This window comes from Macrococcoides goetzii, from assembly GCF_002742385.2.
Lineage (GTDB): Bacteria > Bacillota > Bacilli > Staphylococcales > Staphylococcaceae > Macrococcoides > Macrococcoides goetzii.
Genome location: NZ_MJBI02000002.1, coordinates 340,412 through 357,448, shown reverse-complemented (window position 1 = coordinate 357,448; position 17,037 = coordinate 340,412). Strand labels below are relative to the sequence as shown.

The following is a 17,037-nucleotide window of genomic DNA, read 5'->3' as shown; positions in this document are numbered from 1 at the left end:
CTCCTAATATACTATTTCCTATTGGCTCGCATACACGATTACATTACCCTACTGCGAATACGTAAAACATTACTTAACCTTTGCCCTTTAACATCGCATGCCAGTACATAAATGGAATCGCACGTTTCTTCACTTGATATAGCAATGGATTGGTCTTACCTTGATTGATCGGCATCGACTCTTTCGGTTTCAAATCATATCCGAATTCTGCAATGAAGGCTTGTCCATATTCGGTTGCTACCGGACATGCTGTTGAACCATCATAATGGCTGGTTAACGGTCTATTATTCATTTGTGATAATAAGTTTTTCACGAGAATTGGTACTTGTTTTCTCACGGCTGCACCCATCTTTACAGTTGGTAGATTAGTACAATCCCCTATTCCAAATACATTTAAATGACGCACATGTTGTAATGTATTTGGATTAACGTCCATCCACCCTTCAGCATCACTTAAAGTAGATTGTTTCACTACGTCTGGTGCACTCATCGGTGGTGTAACAAGTAGCATCGAGAATGGCACTTCATATGTTTCCAAAGCAACTAAATCTTTAAAAGTAGCACGTTGGTTCTTGCCATCAACTTTCACAAGTTCCTGATTTAACTCGTACTCAATATCTTTATTGTTCAAATGTTTTTCAATATATGCTCTATACTTTTCTACAGGAAATAGCGTATCTCTGCCTGTTTTTAAGATTAAATGCGACTTATCCTTTTTCTTGTCATGTACAAACTCATCAAAAGTAAATATTGAATTTTCTGGTGAGACCCCACCTTTAATTACTGATTTCGGTTTCGTTACAATGATATTGCCATCATTTGTCTGTTTCAACGTTTTGTAAGTATAGTCTAAATAATCATAAAGATAGTTCGTACATACACCATTCTTTCCTAAAGTTTCTTCTAAACCTTCTATCTTATTGAAATCAAGCTGGATGCCAAGTGCTACCACTAAATATTCATACATCACATATTCACCGTTATCCAAATGAACCTTTCGTTCTACCGGCTGAATAAATTTCACCTTTTGCTGTTCGTAATCAATTCCATTCGGTATAACTTTTTTCATAGGCTTAACCGTATCTTTCTTCTTCTCATCCCCAGAACCAACGAGCGGCCAGGCGGGCTGATAGGCATGTTTATCCGCATAATCAATAATAAGTATATCTTTTACCCCTGCATTTTTTAATCTACTTGCAGTTGATATACCACCAGCTCCTGCTCCAAGTATTACAACTTTGTATTTTTTTATCATTATCTCACCCCTTATAAATGTCTTCGTTATATTCAATACCCTTTATATACTTTTCCATTCTTTTTACATATATCTCACATAATAAACTGATTATTGGTATAATAAAATGAGTAGGCTTTTATATAGAAAGATTATTTTTAATACATATTACTCATTATTATGTTGCAATTAATCTATAATTGAGTCTATATCTAGACATTAAATTTTATAGAAATGAGGAAAACAGATGTTCTTAGCCTGGAAAGAAATCATGCATAACAAACTCAAGTTCTCACTGATTATCGGTGTACTTGTTTTAATTTCATATTTATTATTTTTAATATCTGGATTATCTAATGGCTTAATGGGAATGAATAGAGAAGCAATTGATAAATGGAATCCAGATGCAATTGTCGTCACGAAAGAATCTAACAGAAACTTAGCACAATCTTTAATGGAGAAAGATGCATTGGATGATAAGTTCGATAAAGTCGCGCCAATTAAGAATCTTGCAGTGATCATCGCAAAAGGTGATAAAAAACAAAATACATTGTTATTCGGAATAGAAAAAGACACATTTATCAATCCTAATATTACTGAAGGTCAGTCATTTAACGATGATTACGAAGTGGTTGCGAATGATGGATTAAAACAAAAAGGCTTTAAACTCGGAGATACTGTGGATATTGCAGGTAGTGATGAAGATTTAAAGATCGTTGGATTTACCAATAACGCAAAATATAATGCAGCGAATGTGTTGTACAGTAATAATGCCACTGCAGACAAACTTTCTATGAACCGTTTGAAAGATAAAGCGAATGCATTTTTAATTAAAGATTCGAATTATAAAGCACAAAAAATCGATAGTGATTTCGAAGCAATTGATAAAGAAACGTTTATTACTAAGTTGCCAGGTTACACAGAACAAAAGCTGACACTAGATGTCATGAGTTATTTCTTATTTACGATTGCAACATTTATTATCGGGATTTTCCTTTATATATTAACGATTCAAAAAGCACCCGTATTTGGTCTACTTAAAGCACAAGGGATTAGCAATGGCTTCTTAGCGCGATCATTAATCATCCAGACATTCATCTTATCAGTTATCGCTGTCGTCATTGCACTGATACTTACTATAATCACTGCTAACATCATACCAGATGTTGTACCAATAAAGTTTGTATGGTCAATGATCGGAATTTATGCCGGTGTTATTATATTAACAGCGATTATCGGTGGATTATTCTCTATCCGTTCAATCCAAAAAGTAGATCCATTAAAAACGATAGGATAAGGTGAGCATATGGTATTAACATTAAAAGAAGTTAACAAATCATTTGGTAAAGACCAAACTTATGTCGAAGCATTAAAACCTGTTGATTTCCATATCAATGCAGGAGAAATGGTAGCTGTTATTGGTCCATCTGGTTCTGGTAAAAGTACATTCTTAACCATCGCCGGACTACTTCAGCAACCAACAAACGGTACAATAATAATCGATAATGATGATGTAAGTAAGCTTTCAGAAAAACAACGTGCGAAACTACGTCTAAAGAAGATAGGATTTATATTACAGTCGTCAAATTTAGTCCCATTCCTGAAGGTCAAAGATCAGTTTAAGTTACTAGACAAAGTGAATAAAAATCATATTGAAACAGCTGAATTTCAAAGTCAGGTAAAACAACTAGGCCTTGAAAATGTGCTCAATCAATTCCCTGCTGAACTCTCAGGCGGACAACGTCAACGTGTTGCAATTCTTAAAGCGATGTACACTAACCCTTCGCTTATTCTGGCTGATGAACCGACAGCAAGTTTAGATGGGAAACGTGCAGTTGAAGTGATTCAAATGATTCGTACAATCGTTAAAGACAGTAATAAAGCAGCGATTGTCGTAACACATGATACAAGGTTGCTCGAGTATTTTGATAAAGTGTATCATATGGAAGATGGTATACTTGAACAACAATAAGAGGTGATTGAATGACTGAATATCTTATAGAAGGTATAGCAGTAGATGAACAAGGAAGATGTGCGCATTATAACGCGCCTGTAGATGTAGTATGCTATAGGTTCCCTGATAGCAATACATATTATCCTTGTCATTTGTGTTATGAAGAGATTAATCATAAATCTCCATCTGAAAAATATCCGTTACATTCTGAAGTGCCAGCAGTTTTATGTGGTGTTTGCCAAACAGAAATCCCGATTAATGTGTATGTCAATGTTACTCAATGTCCTAACTGCACGCATCCATTCAATCCGGGATGTAAAAATCATTTTCACTATTATTTTGAAATTTAAAAAGCACACGGAAGGAATTAAACTCCTTTCTTGTGCTTTTTATTATGTTACATATAATCTTCTGCCTGTTCCCCATGCTTCTTGCCATAAGACTCCATCATTTTAAGAATCGGTAATATCTCTTGTCCCATCTCTGTTAATGAATATTCAACGCGAGGCGGCACCTCTGGATATACTTCACGATGAATTAATCCGTCACTTTCTAGCTCCTTCAATTGCTTCGTCAGTGATCCTTGAGAAATACCAGAAAGAAACTTCTTGATCTCACTAAACCGTTTCGTATCATCTTTAAGAAACCATAATATAAAATACTTCCAGCGTCCGGATAATAAATTTTGAGTAAATCCAATACCGTACAAATCTCTCTTATTTACAATCGTAGAATCATCAAATCCGTACTTACAAATTTTAGCCAAATAAACCCCGTCCTTATAAATGAGTACTAAAAATAGTACTTACTCATATTTTATTGCCGTCTTCTCAAACTTGTATATAAGTATATAATTTATACTACGATAACTCAAACAAAGAAGGAGCATTAAAATGACAATTAATAAACGAGACGGCAAGATGAAACTTGCGTTACAAATGGTTTCTGGATATGGCGGTGAATTTAAGACGTGGCGTATGCCAGGAGCTGTTGCAGATGCTTATACGAATATGGATTACTATGTAGAGAATGCCAAGATGGCTGAGAAAGGAAAAATCCATACTTTATTTATTGCAGACACACCAGCTTTACCAAATGATTTATCAACAAACTCACCGATGCATCCCATGGATCCAACAATTGCTTTAACAGCTGTTGCACGAGAAACAAAGCATATCGGTATCGTTTCAACATATTCAACAACATTTACTGAACCATATAATTTAGCACGTATGTTAAAGACACTCGATGTTGTAAGTAACGGCCGTATGGGCTGGAATGCTGTAACAACATCTAATCATGAAGCAGCAGCCAACTTTGGTCAACAATTACCTGAACGTAACGCACGTTATGAAATGGCACATGAGCATGTTGAAGCAGTACAAACATTATGGGGAACATTCGGAGAAGACGCATACATTCATAATAAAGCAACGGGCGAATTTGTAGATATGTCTCAAGTAAAACTTGCAAACTATAAAGGAAAATACTATCAAACACGCGGGCCGTTACCGATACCCGCTTCACCTCAAGGACAACCTCCGATTTTCCAGGCAGGTGGCGGTGAAAAAGGATTAGAATTAGCGGGTCGATTTGCTTCAGGTGTATATGCGAATCCATTTACGAAAGAAGATGCGAAGTTACATCGTATGATGTTACGTAAAAGTGCAGAAGCACATGGACGTAACCCAGATGACATTAAGATGTTTGTAGGATTCATGTTCTCAATCGGTAAAACTGTCGAAGAAGCTTTAGAACGTCGATACATGATGCAGGAATTTGCACCTCGCGAAACAGCACATCATGTTGAATATTTAGGGCATATGGTTGGCTTATCATTAAGTGTTAATACAATTGATATCACAAAACCATTACCACAAAATTTAATCAATCAAATGTATCCATCACCAATGGATCCACGCTCAGGAAAAGCATTCGAATTATTAAAAGCAGGTATGTCTGTAAAAGATGTGCTTGCCAACGGTGTGATTAATTATCATCCAGTCGTTGTAGGGACACCAGAAATGGTAGCTGATTTCTTAGAAGAATGGTATCTTGCCGATGCGACAGACGGATTCTCAATCGTTCCAGACTCATCACATGATGGTGTTAAAGACTTCGTAGAACAAGTTGTTCCTATCTTACAAGAACGCGGATTATATCATACAGAATATGAAGGTGAAACATTACGAGAAAATTTAGGTGTTTCATATGAGTATGGATTAAATCACTAGACAAGCGAAAAGAGTAAGTGCTGATAGATTCTATTATCAGCACTTATTTTTTATGCTATTTAATTATGCTCATCTCATATATTACTGCATCACAAATTCAATATATCGCTTTGTTCCTTCTATCAATTCATTTTCAGTCGCATGATTGACGGTGCCGAATTGCGCGAAGTATCCAATATATTTCGCTCCAATATAATGGAACGTTGCTTCAAAAGGTGTAAGCAATTCATTTAAAGTATGCTTATTGAACCCTTGTGCAGTATAATCCGATTCTGGACTTCCTACAGTGACAGCTAACCCAAATGATTTACCATTTAGTTTTGTGCCTTCGGGTCCATATGCATAGTTAAACAAGAATACTTCATCAAGATATTGTTTTAACAACGGTGGGCTGCTATACCAATAGAACGGGAATTGAAAGATTACTTTATCGTATTTTAGCAACCTCTGTTGCTCTTCAGAAACATCTAGCTTTGAGTCCGGATATAATTCGTATAAATCAACAACATCAATATCCGCTTCAATCAAAGCTTCTTTCCACATACGGTTAACAATTGATTTATTCATCTCCGGATGTGTGATAATTACAAGTGTGCTCATCAAATCAACTCCTATTTTAATCCCAGTGATTAAAGATTACTTCTCCTGCAGTTTTACTTTCGTAATATTTTGCTTGTTCCAACTCAGCTTCATTTAATTGATGTTCCAAATCTATTAGTTTCTTATTTAATTCTGATATATCTATTATGCGATAAGTAGCTTGAAAGAAACGTTTGTATTTTTCATTATCAATAAATTCAATGTCAAAATAACCAACTTTTCTTGCAAAAGCAATCATTGGATAAATCGAATTTAATAGTACATAGAAATCTTCTTCATTTATTATAATATGACAAGAATAAAAATTTTTACCTGTTAAGTTTGTATCAAATGATACTATTATCCCATCAACTTCCATTGCAAACGCATAACAAAAAGCCTGAAAATGTTTTTCATCCGGAATCATCATTTCATTACTATTACTGTTAAATCCGCTGATTCCATTTTTTAAAATACTTGATACCAACATTATTTTATTTCCTTAATCACTTTCGCGGGTGTGCCGACCACAATGGTATTCGATGGGACGTCTTTTGTTACTGTTGAATCTGCTGCAACAATTGAATTCTCTCCAACCGTAACACCAGGTAATACAGTGACATTTGCACCAATCCATGCATTTTTCTTAATAACAACTTTATTAACAACTAGGCCTCGTCGTTTCGCAGGATCTACAATATGGTTCACTGAAATAATTCTAGCTGATGGTCCGATCAATACGTTATCTTCTATCTCAATACCGCCTAAATCAACAAACGTTACATTCTTATTGATAAAGATTTCTTTTCCGAATTTAATATGCCTTCCGTAGTCAGTATAGAATGGCAGAGATACGACAACACTTTCATCAATCGTTTGACTCGTCATTTCACCAAGAATTTTCAACACTTCTGAATTTGTTTTATAGCCATTGTTGATTTCAAATGATAATCTTTCATTGTTTCCTTTATGCTCATGAATCTCATCATAAATAGGATCATCTTTCAAAATTTCTATGTTTTGAATACGTTCTAATAATGTCATACGTCCCACTCCTTTTCTTAAGTTTACTATAACTTGATTTGCTTAATAAATGAAATTATCTATTTAAGATAGGAATGCACGTAAAAAATCCGAGATGTATGAACATCCCGGATGATTGTTATCGTCTTCTTTTTGTAAATGCTCTCGTCCCATGTGTTTTAGCAAGATCAAATAATGGACTCCATGCGTTTGTGTGTACTACCGGCGTTTGACCATTCCCAAGTTTTCTAATCTGTTGCTCGTAATAAGCAATGCCAATAAATCCACCCAATCTTTTATCCAATGCCTTTACTTTAGTGGTCAATCTCGGAATCGTCATATCTTCATACGTTCCATTTTGTAATTGATTTGGTATTTCAGGGTTTAATACAAGTGGTCGGGCAATTCCAATCATCGCTACATTTGTATTCGTAATCGCATCAATCATACTTTCTTGTTTGCGGAATCCACCGATAACTGAGATTGGTACATCTACAATGTCACTGATTTGTTTCGCATAATCTAAGAAGTATACTTCACCGTCACCCATCATTTCAGGTTTCTCATAGTCTCCGCCTGAGATTTCAATATGATCAATACCAAGAGCCGCCATCTTCTTGATTACTGCAATTGAATCTTCTAAAGAGAATCCTTTATCATTAAAGTCTGTTGAATTAATCTTCAAGCTGATTGGGAAATCTTCTCCTAGCGCATTTCTCATTCCTGTATAAATATCAATTAAGAATTGTATACGTTTCTCTAAAGTTCCACCATACTCATCAAAGCGACGATTATCTCTTGATGATAAGAACTGACTTACTAAATATCCATGTGCACCATGAATCTGAACACCAGTGAATCCTGCTTTCTTCGCTACTACTGCAGCTGTAACAAAGCGTTCAATCGTTTCCTTAATTTCATTGATTGTCATTTCACGCGGTGGATTAAATGCACTACCAGCATCTCCTCCAATCGGGATAGCGCTTGGTGCGATCGGTTGCTTTGATACTGATTTAGGGCTTTGTTTACCTGGATGATTAATTTGCATCCAAATATGACTACCATTACGTTTACCAGCGTCTGCCCAACGTGTTAATATATCTAAATCTCTATCATCTTCAATGACGACATTACCTGGCTCACCAAGATAGCGTCTATCAACCATCACATTCCCTGTAAGTGACATCCCGATACCACCATCAGCCCAATGCTTATAAGCATTAACTAGCGCTTCTGTAGGACGATGTGTTTTGTCACCCATCCCTTCACTCATTGCGCCTTTGTATAATCTATTTTTAATCGCTACACCATTCTTTAATACAAGTGGTTCAAATAATTTGTCTACTGACATGTATTTCACTCCTAATATTATTTATATATAATTTCTTTTATATAATTACTTTTTATAATCAATTATCGATATTATTATTTTATTAGTGTCTACTTTAATATCTTTACTATATTGCTTGCTTTGAATGGCTTTCATTATGATTCTTCTTCATTTGTTTAATAACATCTTCTAATGTTCGTGCTTTTAATGATTGAAATAATTGCTGTTCAGCATCTGTAAATATTGGATTGAGCACCGCTTCAATATTCTGAGCGACAGGACACTCTGGATTTACGTCTGTATGAACATTTAATAGCTTCACTTCTTTTGGATGTACTGCCTGATAAATTTCTAATAAATCAATCTCTCTACTTGATTTTAGAAGTGACATTCCGCTCTTACCTTGTGTACTTTCGATTATACCTGCTTTCTTTAATAATGCTGTAATCTTTCTGATATAACTTGGATTCGTATTTACGCTATTCGCTAAAGTGTCTGAATTCTGAACCTCTGTTGATTCTGAAATCATCACCATAATGTGCAGTGCAACTGAAAATTTAGTATCCATCTATCTCATCTCAATTCTAATTTGTTGTTGTATCTAATACAGATACAAATATAACATGATAATTTGTTAAAAGCTACTAAAATGATTATTCTCATGTCTTTGAATAAGAGCTATACCTTTCTTTCGAATCTTATCAGAATTTATCTTACATGATATAATCACCATACGATGATATAAAGGATGATAATATGAATAACAACATGATGCACTCTCCTTTCTTTAAGATGCTTAATACCCATGAACTTGCTGCAGTGGCGTCCATCTCTCAAATACAGCATTATAAGAAACTCAATCATATCTTTTATGATCAAACAGAGATGACGCATTTTTATTTTGTTGAAGAAGGCACTGTGAAGATTTATCGCACTGATGTTAACGGTAAAGAACAAATTGTGAATTTCTTCGGTCCGGGAGAACTATTCCCGCATCATGCTTTCTTTAGAACAGGACCTTATCCAGCTAATGCGGTTGTTGTTGAGGATGCTAAGATATTATCTATTAGTAAAAACGAGTTTGAAACACTTGTTAAGATGAATCCGGAACTTTCAATAAAGATGTTCAAGTATTTAGGTAATCTAATCGTTGATCTACAGAAACGATTGCAGGAGAAAATATTAGAACCCACACCTCAGCAATTATTATTAATGTTAAAGCGTCTGGCACTTATGCACGGAGAAGTTGAAAATAATGATTTCACAAAGATTCTGCTTAAGATTAATAAACAGGAACTTGCGAACATGCTGGGATTAACACGCGAAACAGTAAGTCGTAACTTTACTGCGTTTAAGAAGATGCACATATTAAAAGAAGATGCAGATGGATTTATCGAAATCAATCTGCATAAAATAAAAGATAGTAAGTGAGCTACTTACTATCTTTTATCTGTATAAACATTAATAATACGACACTTATTGCAATGAATATAAACCCATACCCCACCGCCAGCTGATCAGATTCTAAATAGTTGTTACATAAAGTTGTTTCACTGAAGATATAGAAATAAGCTAGTATCGAGAATGTAATGGCAATGCATGTGTATATGATGAATTTTTTATTATGATTCAACTTTGCCATACTATCTCTGAATAACATGCCGATAAGCGGTATTGAGACAAACTTAAATGCTTCAACTAGTGGATACTCAAGCGCTTCGTCCATAGCTCTTGGCAGCATCCAGTATATAAATAAGAAAATGAAGATAATCAATCCTGGCATCCCCGTCGTATTATATCGATGTGCTTTAATCAGTTTCTGGTTCACAAATTTCCCCATTAGCCATCCTGCAATAAACAGCAACATCATCTGCATGTGCATATGCATGACCATTATCGACTCAAACAACGTTCTTATAGGTGGCAACGCTAAGAATATAAATAATGCTAATCCATAATAAAACTGTCTCATCTTATCTCACATCCTTTAATGCTTGCTGCACAGTTTTTGTCGTGCTATCAATATCTTGAAACTTCATTACACTGTGCAGCTTTCCGTCCGGTTTAATAAGATAAAACGATGTATTATGCTGAAAGTTATTATCTCCATCAGGAATCACAATTACGCCATATGTGTCTAATATTTTCTTTAAGTCTTTATCACTTGTAGGTGTAACCATTCTCCAAGTTTCACCGTCAGCATCAAAGTATCCTGCATAGCGCTCCAATACGTCTACAGTATCTCTTTCTCTATCAAAAGATAAGCTAACAAACACTATATCATCTTTATATCGTTTCATGTCAATATTCTTATAGACTGATTTCATATTCTGTTCCATCATCGGACAAACCGTACTGCAATTTGTGTAGATAAATGTCATTAATATATATTTTCCTTTGAACGTATCAAATGGATAAGTTCTACCTTTATTATCGACGACTTCGATATTCGGATACTTCGGAGTTGTTGTCTCTAATGTCGTTACTCGCTTTTGTTCTAATGTAAAAGCTTTATATCCATCTGTTGCTATCCCTAGAAATATCAATCCTATAATAATCAATAGTGCGGATAGGATACGTTCTGTTCTCATATTAATGACTCCTTTACCAAGTTTTAATCGGCGGTGATCCTGGAGGTGCATTTTGAATGATATCAACTATTGGATATACGTATCCCATAGAAATCAGTAAGAATGCGACCACTAACCATAACGACCATTTTTCAGTCCATGCAGGTGTAGTTATCTCCGCTTCATTTGTTTCTGCTACCATAAATGGTGTGTGTCCTTTAGGCGCTTTAAACATTAAATAGAATGCGATATAACACATCAAAACAATACCGATGAACAACAATATGCCGCCCGCACCTACAAATAATAAATACGGATTCCATGCTAGTGCGTGTGCATGCTCATGATACGTTGTAAACTGTGTTCGACGGGGTGCTCCGATTAAGCCCACAAACGTCATCGATAAAGACATAAAGATCATACCTATCGTCCAGAATCCTGTTTGCCATATACCTAAGTTATGAATTTTTTGCGTTAGAACTCTTCCTGATAAATATGGAATTAGCCAGTACACTAAACCGAAGAACGTCAGTACAACTGAAACCCCTACAGTTACATGGAAATGCCCTACAACCCATAAAGAATTATGTACAACTTGATTCAATTGATTGTTTGTTTGTGCAATACCTCCTGCTCCACCAAATATAAAGCCGACCATCGCTAACATAATCGTTAGAAATCTTACATCACCCCAAGGTAATTTCCAAAGCCATCCTAGTAAGCCTTTACCTCCATTTTGACGTCCGACTTGCTCTAAAACTGCAAACATCGCAAATGCTGTCATAAGAGATGGGAATCCTATCGCCACACTCATAATTAAATGCATAAATTTAAGTCCCGGAGAAAATCCAGGGTCAACAATCTGGTGATGGAACCCACCAGGAACATTGAGCACGACAATTAAGATAACTGTAATTCTCGTTAATGCATCACTGTATACTTTCCCGCCAATAACTTTAGGTAAGACGAGATACCATGCAGACACTGCAACTAAATACCATACGTTTACTAGCGTATGACCAAAACTCCAGAATAAAGTACGGGTTAATAGTACATTAATGCGGTCTACAATGCCCATAGACCACGGAATCATCATCAATACTTCTACCGTTACACCGATACTTCCTAATGTAATAAGCGTATATACACCTGTAGCAAAGAATGCGAATAATGGTAAGTGTTCTCCTTTATGTGACTGCTTCCATTTATAGCAGGATATAAATATTCCGATTGCACTTAACCAAATGCAAAGCACGACAAATACTAAACCTATATAAAATATGGGACTCGCTGCCATTGGTGCATAAAACGTATACATCACAGTAGCACGATGATTAATTACTTCAAACACAACCATTAAAGCACCAATAAGAAAACTCACCAAACCAACCCACGATAACGTTCTAGATATCTTTTGTAAGCCACCTAATACATAGTCTGTTGCGGCGTATAAATATCCATTAACAAACAAAGTTGTAAAACCGATAATCAATAATATACCGTGCAGTGTTAACAGCTCATAATAGTTTAATCCATTTAATATCTTTAATACTCCTGCTCTGTTCAACCCTTGTATTAAACCTATAAACCCACCAATAAATAACAATACAAATGCTAGAAACATATTCACTAAAGAAAAACGATAATGCGATCCACGTAACTTATTCATATCCTCACTCCTTTACAACAATTTGCATCGACATTGTGTCATGTCCAGTGCCACAATATTCATTACATATCATGATGAATCGATCAGACTTCTTAAATGTCTGTGTGATGGTCTGGATGTGACCAGGGACCACCATCGTATTTACATTCGTATTTGGGATATTAATACCATGCACGACATCTTTTGACGTAAGCTTAAATGTTACTTTCGCCCCTTTTGGCACTTCCAATTTTTGCGGTTCAAATTTGAAAGCTTCTAACGTCATAACCGCTTCATATTCATTGTCCCCTATTTTCTTTAACCCAGGTTTATTAAAAGGAGGTGTCTCAGATACTTTCGTCGGATCTATCGTTTCGATATGACTCGGTGGTGCCATCTCTTTGGCAAATGCCTGATAACCTGTTATTGCAATCGCAAGTCCGATAATTACGACACCGATAATCAACCATAATTCTTCTAATTTATGTACTTTCATGCTGTTGCTCCTTTCTTAATAACGTAGTAAATATAAAACGAGTAATAAAGCAGTCCAGAAAACGATACTTCCACCTACAAACACGACAGTCGCAAAGAACGTACCTTTTAGTGTTTCAGTACTTTCTTTATGTTCTTTAACATTTGCCATACCATTATCCCCTTTCAAAATAGTAATAATAATCGTTCTCACTTATTATTGTAAAAGTTTCAGATGATTCATTCGTGATTTCAATCACGCTGAAATTCATTATTTATGAATAATTTGTGAAATAAAAAAGAACCTGGATATAGTATCCAAGTTCTTATATTCATCTCATTAATTTTTATCACGTTATATACATTAATCCCTCAACTTCTCCATCTCATCAGCTAAACGGTTATCATCCTGATTACCACTTTCGCGTAAATTCAAGACGATATTTTTATAATCTTTGTCACTTCTATTCTGACTTAATTTATATTTAAGACCCGCTTCACGAACCTTTACTTTATATCCAATAACCCCTTTAGCCTGCTTTAGCACATCCTCACTCAATGTATCAAACGTTCTCGCATTGTCACCTGTCTCAAAATGATCTGTTAGATGCTTTAAGTCTTCCATCAGCTCATCTTCATTCAGAACAACACACTCCCCTGTTAACTGTGCTGCTTGATAATTCCACGTAGAAACTTCTTCTTGTTCATACCAAGAAGACGACACATAACCGTGTGCACCGGTAAATTGAATCAGAACATTTTCATTGTTTTCTAATGTCTTTGTTTGCGGATTTGGTCTTGCTAAATGAAATGACAACACAATTTCATCACCAACTACATCAACCATGACTGGTACTTGAGATGCGTAAGGTACATCATGATGCGATGAAATAACTGTTGCAAATGGATTACGTTTCAAGAAAGTAATTAGCGCATTAAAATCTTCTACTTTAAATAATTTTGGTAAAAACATACAAACATCCCCTAACAATTATTATTTATTTAATAGACTACCACTCTTTAAAGTTTCCTTCATCTCTTAACGCATTGAGTCTATAAGTCACATCTTCCATAAATAACTTCCTATCGGCAATGAACTTGAATGGTTCACCTATAAAGATATCTACAAAAAATGGCACGAGAATGAAGCTATCTTTCGGCAATGCTTTTCCTAACCCATGCATAAATATCGGCTGAATCGGTACATCTGGTCGTTCACGCATTAAATAATAAATGCCTGATTTATACTTTGATAATTTCTCAGGTTCACCACGTGATCCTTCTGGATACAATATGATAATACCCTCATTATCTAATTCATCTAATATAGGTTGAAACATCACTTTAAAATCTTTTGTCATCTTACGTTCTATCGGGATAATATTCATTACTTTAGTAGAGAACCACTTGAGCATAGCATTCTTCAGAAAATAATCTCCAGCAGCCACTGGTCGTACATGACTAAAACTCTTACCTCTAAATAGGCTCATTAACACAATTGTATCGAGATGACTGTTATGATTCGCAATCAGCACAATTGGTCCTTCTTTCTTTAAGCGTTCATAGTTACGAATATTGAGACCAAGTACAATAAATACAATCGGTCTTATAATTAAAGCAAACAGTAGATTTCTCATGTCTACATCCCCATTCTAAAAGTAGAAGAATCGTGTAAAGTGGAAGAATAACGGTGCTGTATACGTTAACGAGTCTACACGGTCTAATATACCACCATGTCCGGGTATTGCCTGAGATGTATCTTTTATATTTAAATCACGTTTCAGTGCTGAAATATTCACATCTCCGATAAAGCCACTAACACTAATATACATTCCTGCAATGATCATTCCTGCTAAAGTAAAAGGCGTAAGTAAAGGACCTAAAATTGTTGCGAGAATTGTTGTAAGAATGATTCCTCCAATAAATCCTGCCCATGTTTTGTTAGGACTAACTTTCGGTATGATCTTTCGTTTACCAAAGAGTTTTCCGGTAATATATTGAAATACATCATTCGCTTGTGTAAGTATCACTAAAAATAATACTAGACTTGCACCAGATACCATATTATCATCACCAGGCAACACTATTAAATATGCTAAGTGACTTAAACTAAAGACAAACAGCATAATTCCCCATTGAATCGTTGCCATAGAATGTAAAAACCCTTTCGTTTCTCCAACAATCAATGCCTGGATTGGAATAAACAAGAACATATAAACAGGGATGAATACAATAAAGAATCCATAAAAACCTTTATAAATGAGTATAAATTGTATCGGTATTGATAAATACGCCCATAAATATACTAAACGATGACTTCGATTTGTTGGAATTAATGAAAAGTATTCCTTTAATGCGATAAAACAAAGAAATGCCATAAAGATAAGGGACACTGTTTTATGTATTATGAGTGCGAGCGTGAAAATAATACACATCATCCACCACGATTTCACACGCAACCAAATATTTTCAGTATCTTTATTCGGATATTTCCTGAGTAATATTTGACTAATAATCGTTGAAATGATGAGCACTATGAAAATACCAATCAATACGGTTACCATTTCATCCGACAATCTATTTAGATTCATAAGATGCTCCTTTCATTCCATTACCGATTCTTATATACGTATTTAATATAATGAGTAATGTTGCGATGTACAGGATGATATGTATAAAAGGAATAATTTTTATATTCAATGCAATCAATAATGATACTAAACCAATCAAGAATGCTCTGTCACTTTTACCCATCGGACCATTATACATGCGTTTAGCGCCGATAACCTGGACAAGACTTCCTGCCATTTCACTAACAATTGAAAAACCAATAAACAAAAGAACAGAGATTCCTTTATCATGCACTATCAATATAAAAGGTAAGAATAATACAAGATCACTAACAACATCACCAATTTCATTAAGTAACATACCTAGATTAGATTTCATATTATATTTCTTTGCCATAACGCCATCTATTGCATTGAGTGCCATACGTACAAACATCACTATCGGCATCAGTATAAAAATCCATCTATTGTTGTAATTCAATGCAATGATCGCTCCCGTAATAATAGATAAAACCAATGCACCCACTGTTATTTGGTTTGGTGTCATCCCTACCGCACGCAACTTATCAACGATAGGCATTAATAATTGTTGAAATTTTGGTTTCAGTTCATAAATACTAATCATACAATTCTCCTTGCTTTTTATCACAATAATTTATTGTTTTATTTTTATCCATATATCTCATCCCATTAATTAATATGATATATTTAATGTAATTATACACATAGCTGTTTTAATTATAAAATACATTTTGCATAAAAATATTTGTTTTGAGGGGATACTTATGGTCAGTTTAATCGCATTGTTATGGGGATTTGCTGAAGCAACAATATTTTTTATCATTCCAGACGTTTTTTTATCTTATATTGCCATGACTGAAAAAAATATAAAAAAAGTTAGTAAAGTTCTTATACTAACACTTATCGGTGCACTTGCAGGTGGGATAATTATATATTTAACTGCAAAACATAATCCTGACATAGTAGAAAACATATTATTAGCTGTTCCTTCTGTTCAACCTTATATGATAGAGCATGTTGAAGCGGCTATGAATAATCACCCTTACACTGGTCTTATTTCTGGCCCGATATTCGGAGTACCATATAAACTGTTTGCATTTGAAGCAACAAACCACATGAATTTACCAATATTTATTATAGTCTCTATCCCTGCACGTTTATCACGATTTATACTTGTTTCAATATTGGCATACTATCTTTCTCACTACTTATGTAAAATCTTAAACTACAAAACGAAACTCACGATTTGGCTTATTGTATGGATTTTTGTTTATACCATATATTTTAGTATCCATGGCATTTAAAATTGAAAGCGGTTACTATAAAATCAGTTAGTATAAAATATTCTTCAGAAGTAATGTTAAATTTTATGTAATTTCTTTAAACATTATTTTGAATAT

At 34.8% G+C, this 17,037-nt stretch carries 22 protein-coding genes; 6 read left to right on the top strand and 16 right to left on the bottom strand.

The genetic code is table 11. The features are described 5' to 3' along the window. Positions 1 to 73 precede the first annotated feature (73 nt). On the bottom strand, positions 74 to 1,255 hold the full coding sequence (locus BFS35_RS07350; protein WP_099578895.1) for an NAD(P)/FAD-dependent oxidoreductase: 1,182 nt from the start codon (positions 1,253 to 1,255) through the stop codon (positions 74 to 76). A gap of 226 nt (positions 1,256 to 1,481) precedes the next feature. Between BFS35_RS07350 and BFS35_RS07345 the strand changes: the two genes are divergently transcribed. The 3 genes from BFS35_RS07345 to BFS35_RS07335 are packed head-to-tail and all read left to right on the top strand — an operon-like array spanning position 1,482 to position 3,538. Continuing rightward, complete coding sequence (locus BFS35_RS07345; RefSeq protein WP_099578897.1) at positions 1,482 to 2,531, top strand: ABC transporter permease; 1,050 nt, start codon at positions 1,482 to 1,484, stop codon at positions 2,529 to 2,531. 9 nt (positions 2,532 to 2,540) lie between these two features. Then, the gene (locus tag BFS35_RS07340; RefSeq protein ID WP_099578899.1) at positions 2,541 to 3,206 is read left to right on the top strand and encodes an ABC transporter ATP-binding protein; all 666 of its coding nucleotides are present in this window, start codon (positions 2,541 to 2,543) and stop codon (positions 3,204 to 3,206) included. Between the two features lie 11 nt (positions 3,207 to 3,217). Next, positions 3,218 to 3,538 carry a CHY zinc finger protein gene (locus BFS35_RS07335; protein ID WP_099578901.1) on the top strand — a complete coding sequence of 107 codons (321 nt, stop codon included), beginning with the start codon at positions 3,218 to 3,220 and terminating at the stop codon, positions 3,536 to 3,538. 47 nt (positions 3,539 to 3,585) lie between these two features. Here the strand turns inward: BFS35_RS07335 and BFS35_RS07330 are convergent, their stop codons facing one another. Next, entirely contained in the window at positions 3,586 to 3,954 is a 369-nt protein-coding gene (locus BFS35_RS07330; RefSeq protein WP_099578903.1) for a winged helix-turn-helix transcriptional regulator, read from the bottom strand. 127 nt (positions 3,955 to 4,081) lie between these two features. On the opposite strand from BFS35_RS07330, the gene BFS35_RS07325 reads away from it, so the two are divergent. After that, positions 4,082 to 5,422 (top strand): NtaA/DmoA family FMN-dependent monooxygenase, encoded by a 1,341-nt coding sequence (locus BFS35_RS07325; RefSeq protein ID WP_099578905.1) that lies wholly within the window; start codon positions 4,082 to 4,084, stop codon positions 5,420 to 5,422. Between the two features lie 81 nt (positions 5,423 to 5,503). Here the strand turns inward: BFS35_RS07325 and BFS35_RS07320 are convergent, their stop codons facing one another. The 5 genes from BFS35_RS07320 to BFS35_RS07300 form a co-directional block, all read right to left on the bottom strand. Continuing rightward, the gene (locus tag BFS35_RS07320) at positions 5,504 to 6,022 is read right to left on the bottom strand and encodes an NAD(P)H-dependent oxidoreductase (protein WP_099578906.1); all 519 of its coding nucleotides are present in this window, start codon (positions 6,020 to 6,022) and stop codon (positions 5,504 to 5,506) included. 16 nt (positions 6,023 to 6,038) lie between these two features. Further along, the gene (locus BFS35_RS07315; RefSeq protein ID WP_099578908.1) at positions 6,039 to 6,491 is read right to left on the bottom strand and encodes a hypothetical protein; all 453 of its coding nucleotides are present in this window, start codon (positions 6,489 to 6,491) and stop codon (positions 6,039 to 6,041) included. After that, positions 6,491 to 7,045 (bottom strand): DapH/DapD/GlmU-related protein, encoded by a 555-nt coding sequence (locus tag BFS35_RS07310; RefSeq protein WP_099578910.1) that lies wholly within the window; start codon positions 7,043 to 7,045, stop codon positions 6,491 to 6,493. The genes BFS35_RS07315 and BFS35_RS07310 overlap by 1 nt, the downstream gene beginning before the upstream one ends. A gap of 118 nt (positions 7,046 to 7,163) precedes the next feature. Further along, positions 7,164 to 8,375 (bottom strand): NADH:flavin oxidoreductase/NADH oxidase family protein, encoded by a 1,212-nt coding sequence (locus BFS35_RS07305; RefSeq protein WP_099578912.1) that lies wholly within the window; start codon positions 8,373 to 8,375, stop codon positions 7,164 to 7,166. Between the two features lie 106 nt (positions 8,376 to 8,481). Further along, positions 8,482 to 8,922 carry an Rrf2 family transcriptional regulator gene (locus tag BFS35_RS07300; protein ID WP_099578913.1) on the bottom strand — a complete coding sequence of 147 codons (441 nt, stop codon included), beginning with the start codon at positions 8,920 to 8,922 and terminating at the stop codon, positions 8,482 to 8,484. Between the two features lie 188 nt (positions 8,923 to 9,110). On the opposite strand from BFS35_RS07300, the gene BFS35_RS07295 reads away from it, so the two are divergent. After that, positions 9,111 to 9,785: a Crp/Fnr family transcriptional regulator gene (locus BFS35_RS07295; protein ID WP_099578915.1), complete on the top strand. Its 675-nt coding sequence runs from the start codon at positions 9,111 to 9,113 to the stop codon at positions 9,783 to 9,785. Between the two features lies 1 nt (position 9,786). Here the strand turns inward: BFS35_RS07295 and BFS35_RS07290 are convergent, their stop codons facing one another. The 9 genes from BFS35_RS07290 to BFS35_RS07255 form a co-directional block, all read right to left on the bottom strand. Beyond that, on the bottom strand, positions 9,787 to 10,326 hold the full coding sequence (locus BFS35_RS07290; protein WP_099578917.1) for a hypothetical protein: 540 nt from the start codon (positions 10,324 to 10,326) through the stop codon (positions 9,787 to 9,789). A gap of 1 nt (position 10,327) precedes the next feature. Beyond that, positions 10,328 to 10,945 carry an SCO family protein gene (locus BFS35_RS07285; RefSeq protein ID WP_158554275.1) on the bottom strand — a complete coding sequence of 206 codons (618 nt, stop codon included), beginning with the start codon at positions 10,943 to 10,945 and terminating at the stop codon, positions 10,328 to 10,330. 13 nt (positions 10,946 to 10,958) lie between these two features. After that, on the bottom strand, positions 10,959 to 12,593 hold the full coding sequence (locus BFS35_RS07280; protein ID WP_099578921.1) for a cbb3-type cytochrome c oxidase subunit I: 1,635 nt from the start codon (positions 12,591 to 12,593) through the stop codon (positions 10,959 to 10,961). A 4-nt stretch (positions 12,594 to 12,597) separates the two neighbouring features. Continuing rightward, a complete protein-coding gene (locus BFS35_RS07275; RefSeq protein ID WP_099578923.1) occupies positions 12,598 to 13,068 on the bottom strand; it encodes a cytochrome c oxidase subunit II in 471 nt (156 codons plus the stop codon). A 15-nt stretch (positions 13,069 to 13,083) separates the two neighbouring features. Next, the gene (locus tag BFS35_RS14120; RefSeq protein ID WP_267128398.1) at positions 13,084 to 13,218 is read right to left on the bottom strand and encodes a hypothetical protein; all 135 of its coding nucleotides are present in this window, start codon (positions 13,216 to 13,218) and stop codon (positions 13,084 to 13,086) included. A gap of 192 nt (positions 13,219 to 13,410) precedes the next feature. Further along, a complete protein-coding gene (locus tag BFS35_RS07270) occupies positions 13,411 to 14,019 on the bottom strand; it encodes an FMN-binding negative transcriptional regulator (RefSeq protein ID WP_099578925.1) in 609 nt (202 codons plus the stop codon). Between the two features lie 37 nt (positions 14,020 to 14,056). Then, the gene (locus BFS35_RS07265; RefSeq protein WP_099578927.1) at positions 14,057 to 14,683 is read right to left on the bottom strand and encodes a lysophospholipid acyltransferase family protein; all 627 of its coding nucleotides are present in this window, start codon (positions 14,681 to 14,683) and stop codon (positions 14,057 to 14,059) included. Positions 14,684 to 14,698: 15 nt separating this feature from the next. After that, positions 14,699 to 15,637 (bottom strand): phosphatidate cytidylyltransferase, encoded by a 939-nt coding sequence (locus BFS35_RS07260; protein ID WP_099578929.1) that lies wholly within the window; start codon positions 15,635 to 15,637, stop codon positions 14,699 to 14,701. Further along, entirely contained in the window at positions 15,624 to 16,241 is a 618-nt protein-coding gene (locus tag BFS35_RS07255) for a CDP-alcohol phosphatidyltransferase family protein (RefSeq protein WP_099578931.1), read from the bottom strand. The genes BFS35_RS07260 and BFS35_RS07255 overlap by 14 nt, the downstream gene beginning before the upstream one ends. A 160-nt stretch (positions 16,242 to 16,401) precedes the next feature. Here BFS35_RS07255 and BFS35_RS07250 point away from each other — a divergent pair, with 160 nt between their 5' ends. Then, positions 16,402 to 16,941: a hypothetical protein gene (locus BFS35_RS07250; protein WP_099578933.1), complete on the top strand. Its 540-nt coding sequence runs from the start codon at positions 16,402 to 16,404 to the stop codon at positions 16,939 to 16,941. Positions 16,942 to 17,037 lie beyond the last annotated feature (96 nt).

Excerpts from the sequence above, each read along its gene's own strand:
- BFS35_RS07350 (WP_099578895.1), bottom strand. The coding sequence starts at position 1,255 with ATGATAAAAAAATACAAAGTTGTAATACTTGGAGCAGGAGCTGGTGGT.
- BFS35_RS07345 (WP_099578897.1), top strand. The coding sequence starts at position 1,482 with ATGTTCTTAGCCTGGAAAGAAATCATGCATAACAAACTCAAGTTCTCA.
- BFS35_RS07340 (WP_099578899.1), top strand. The coding sequence starts at position 2,541 with ATGGTATTAACATTAAAAGAAGTTAACAAATCATTTGGTAAAGACCAA.
- BFS35_RS07335 (WP_099578901.1), top strand. The coding sequence starts at position 3,218 with ATGACTGAATATCTTATAGAAGGTATAGCAGTAGATGAACAAGGAAGA.
- BFS35_RS07325 (WP_099578905.1), top strand. The coding sequence starts at position 4,082 with ATGACAATTAATAAACGAGACGGCAAGATGAAACTTGCGTTACAAATG.
- BFS35_RS07320 (WP_099578906.1), bottom strand. The coding sequence starts at position 6,022 with ATGAGCACACTTGTAATTATCACACATCCGGAGATGAATAAATCAATT.
- BFS35_RS07315 (WP_099578908.1), bottom strand. The coding sequence starts at position 6,491 with ATGTTGGTATCAAGTATTTTAAAAAATGGAATCAGCGGATTTAACAGT.
- BFS35_RS07310 (WP_099578910.1), bottom strand. The coding sequence starts at position 7,045 with ATGACATTATTAGAACGTATTCAAAACATAGAAATTTTGAAAGATGAT.
- BFS35_RS07305 (WP_099578912.1), bottom strand. The coding sequence starts at position 8,375 with ATGTCAGTAGACAAATTATTTGAACCACTTGTATTAAAGAATGGTGTA.
- BFS35_RS07300 (WP_099578913.1), bottom strand. The coding sequence starts at position 8,922 with ATGGATACTAAATTTTCAGTTGCACTGCACATTATGGTGATGATTTCA.
- BFS35_RS07295 (WP_099578915.1), top strand. The coding sequence starts at position 9,111 with ATGAATAACAACATGATGCACTCTCCTTTCTTTAAGATGCTTAATACC.
- BFS35_RS07290 (WP_099578917.1), bottom strand. The coding sequence starts at position 10,326 with ATGAGACAGTTTTATTATGGATTAGCATTATTTATATTCTTAGCGTTG.
- BFS35_RS07285 (WP_158554275.1), bottom strand. The coding sequence starts at position 10,945 with ATGAGAACAGAACGTATCCTATCCGCACTATTGATTATTATAGGATTG.
- BFS35_RS07280 (WP_099578921.1), bottom strand. The coding sequence starts at position 12,593 with ATGAATAAGTTACGTGGATCGCATTATCGTTTTTCTTTAGTGAATATG.
- BFS35_RS07275 (WP_099578923.1), bottom strand. The coding sequence starts at position 13,068 with ATGAAAGTACATAAATTAGAAGAATTATGGTTGATTATCGGTGTCGTA.
- BFS35_RS14120 (WP_267128398.1), bottom strand. The coding sequence starts at position 13,218 with ATGGCAAATGTTAAAGAACATAAAGAAAGTACTGAAACACTAAAAGGT.
- BFS35_RS07270 (WP_099578925.1), bottom strand. The coding sequence starts at position 14,019 with ATGTTTTTACCAAAATTATTTAAAGTAGAAGATTTTAATGCGCTAATT.
- BFS35_RS07265 (WP_099578927.1), bottom strand. The coding sequence starts at position 14,683 with ATGAGAAATCTACTGTTTGCTTTAATTATAAGACCGATTGTATTTATT.
- BFS35_RS07260 (WP_099578929.1), bottom strand. The coding sequence starts at position 15,637 with ATGAATCTAAATAGATTGTCGGATGAAATGGTAACCGTATTGATTGGT.
- BFS35_RS07255 (WP_099578931.1), bottom strand. The coding sequence starts at position 16,241 with ATGATTAGTATTTATGAACTGAAACCAAAATTTCAACAATTATTAATG.
- BFS35_RS07250 (WP_099578933.1), top strand. The coding sequence starts at position 16,402 with ATGGTCAGTTTAATCGCATTGTTATGGGGATTTGCTGAAGCAACAATA.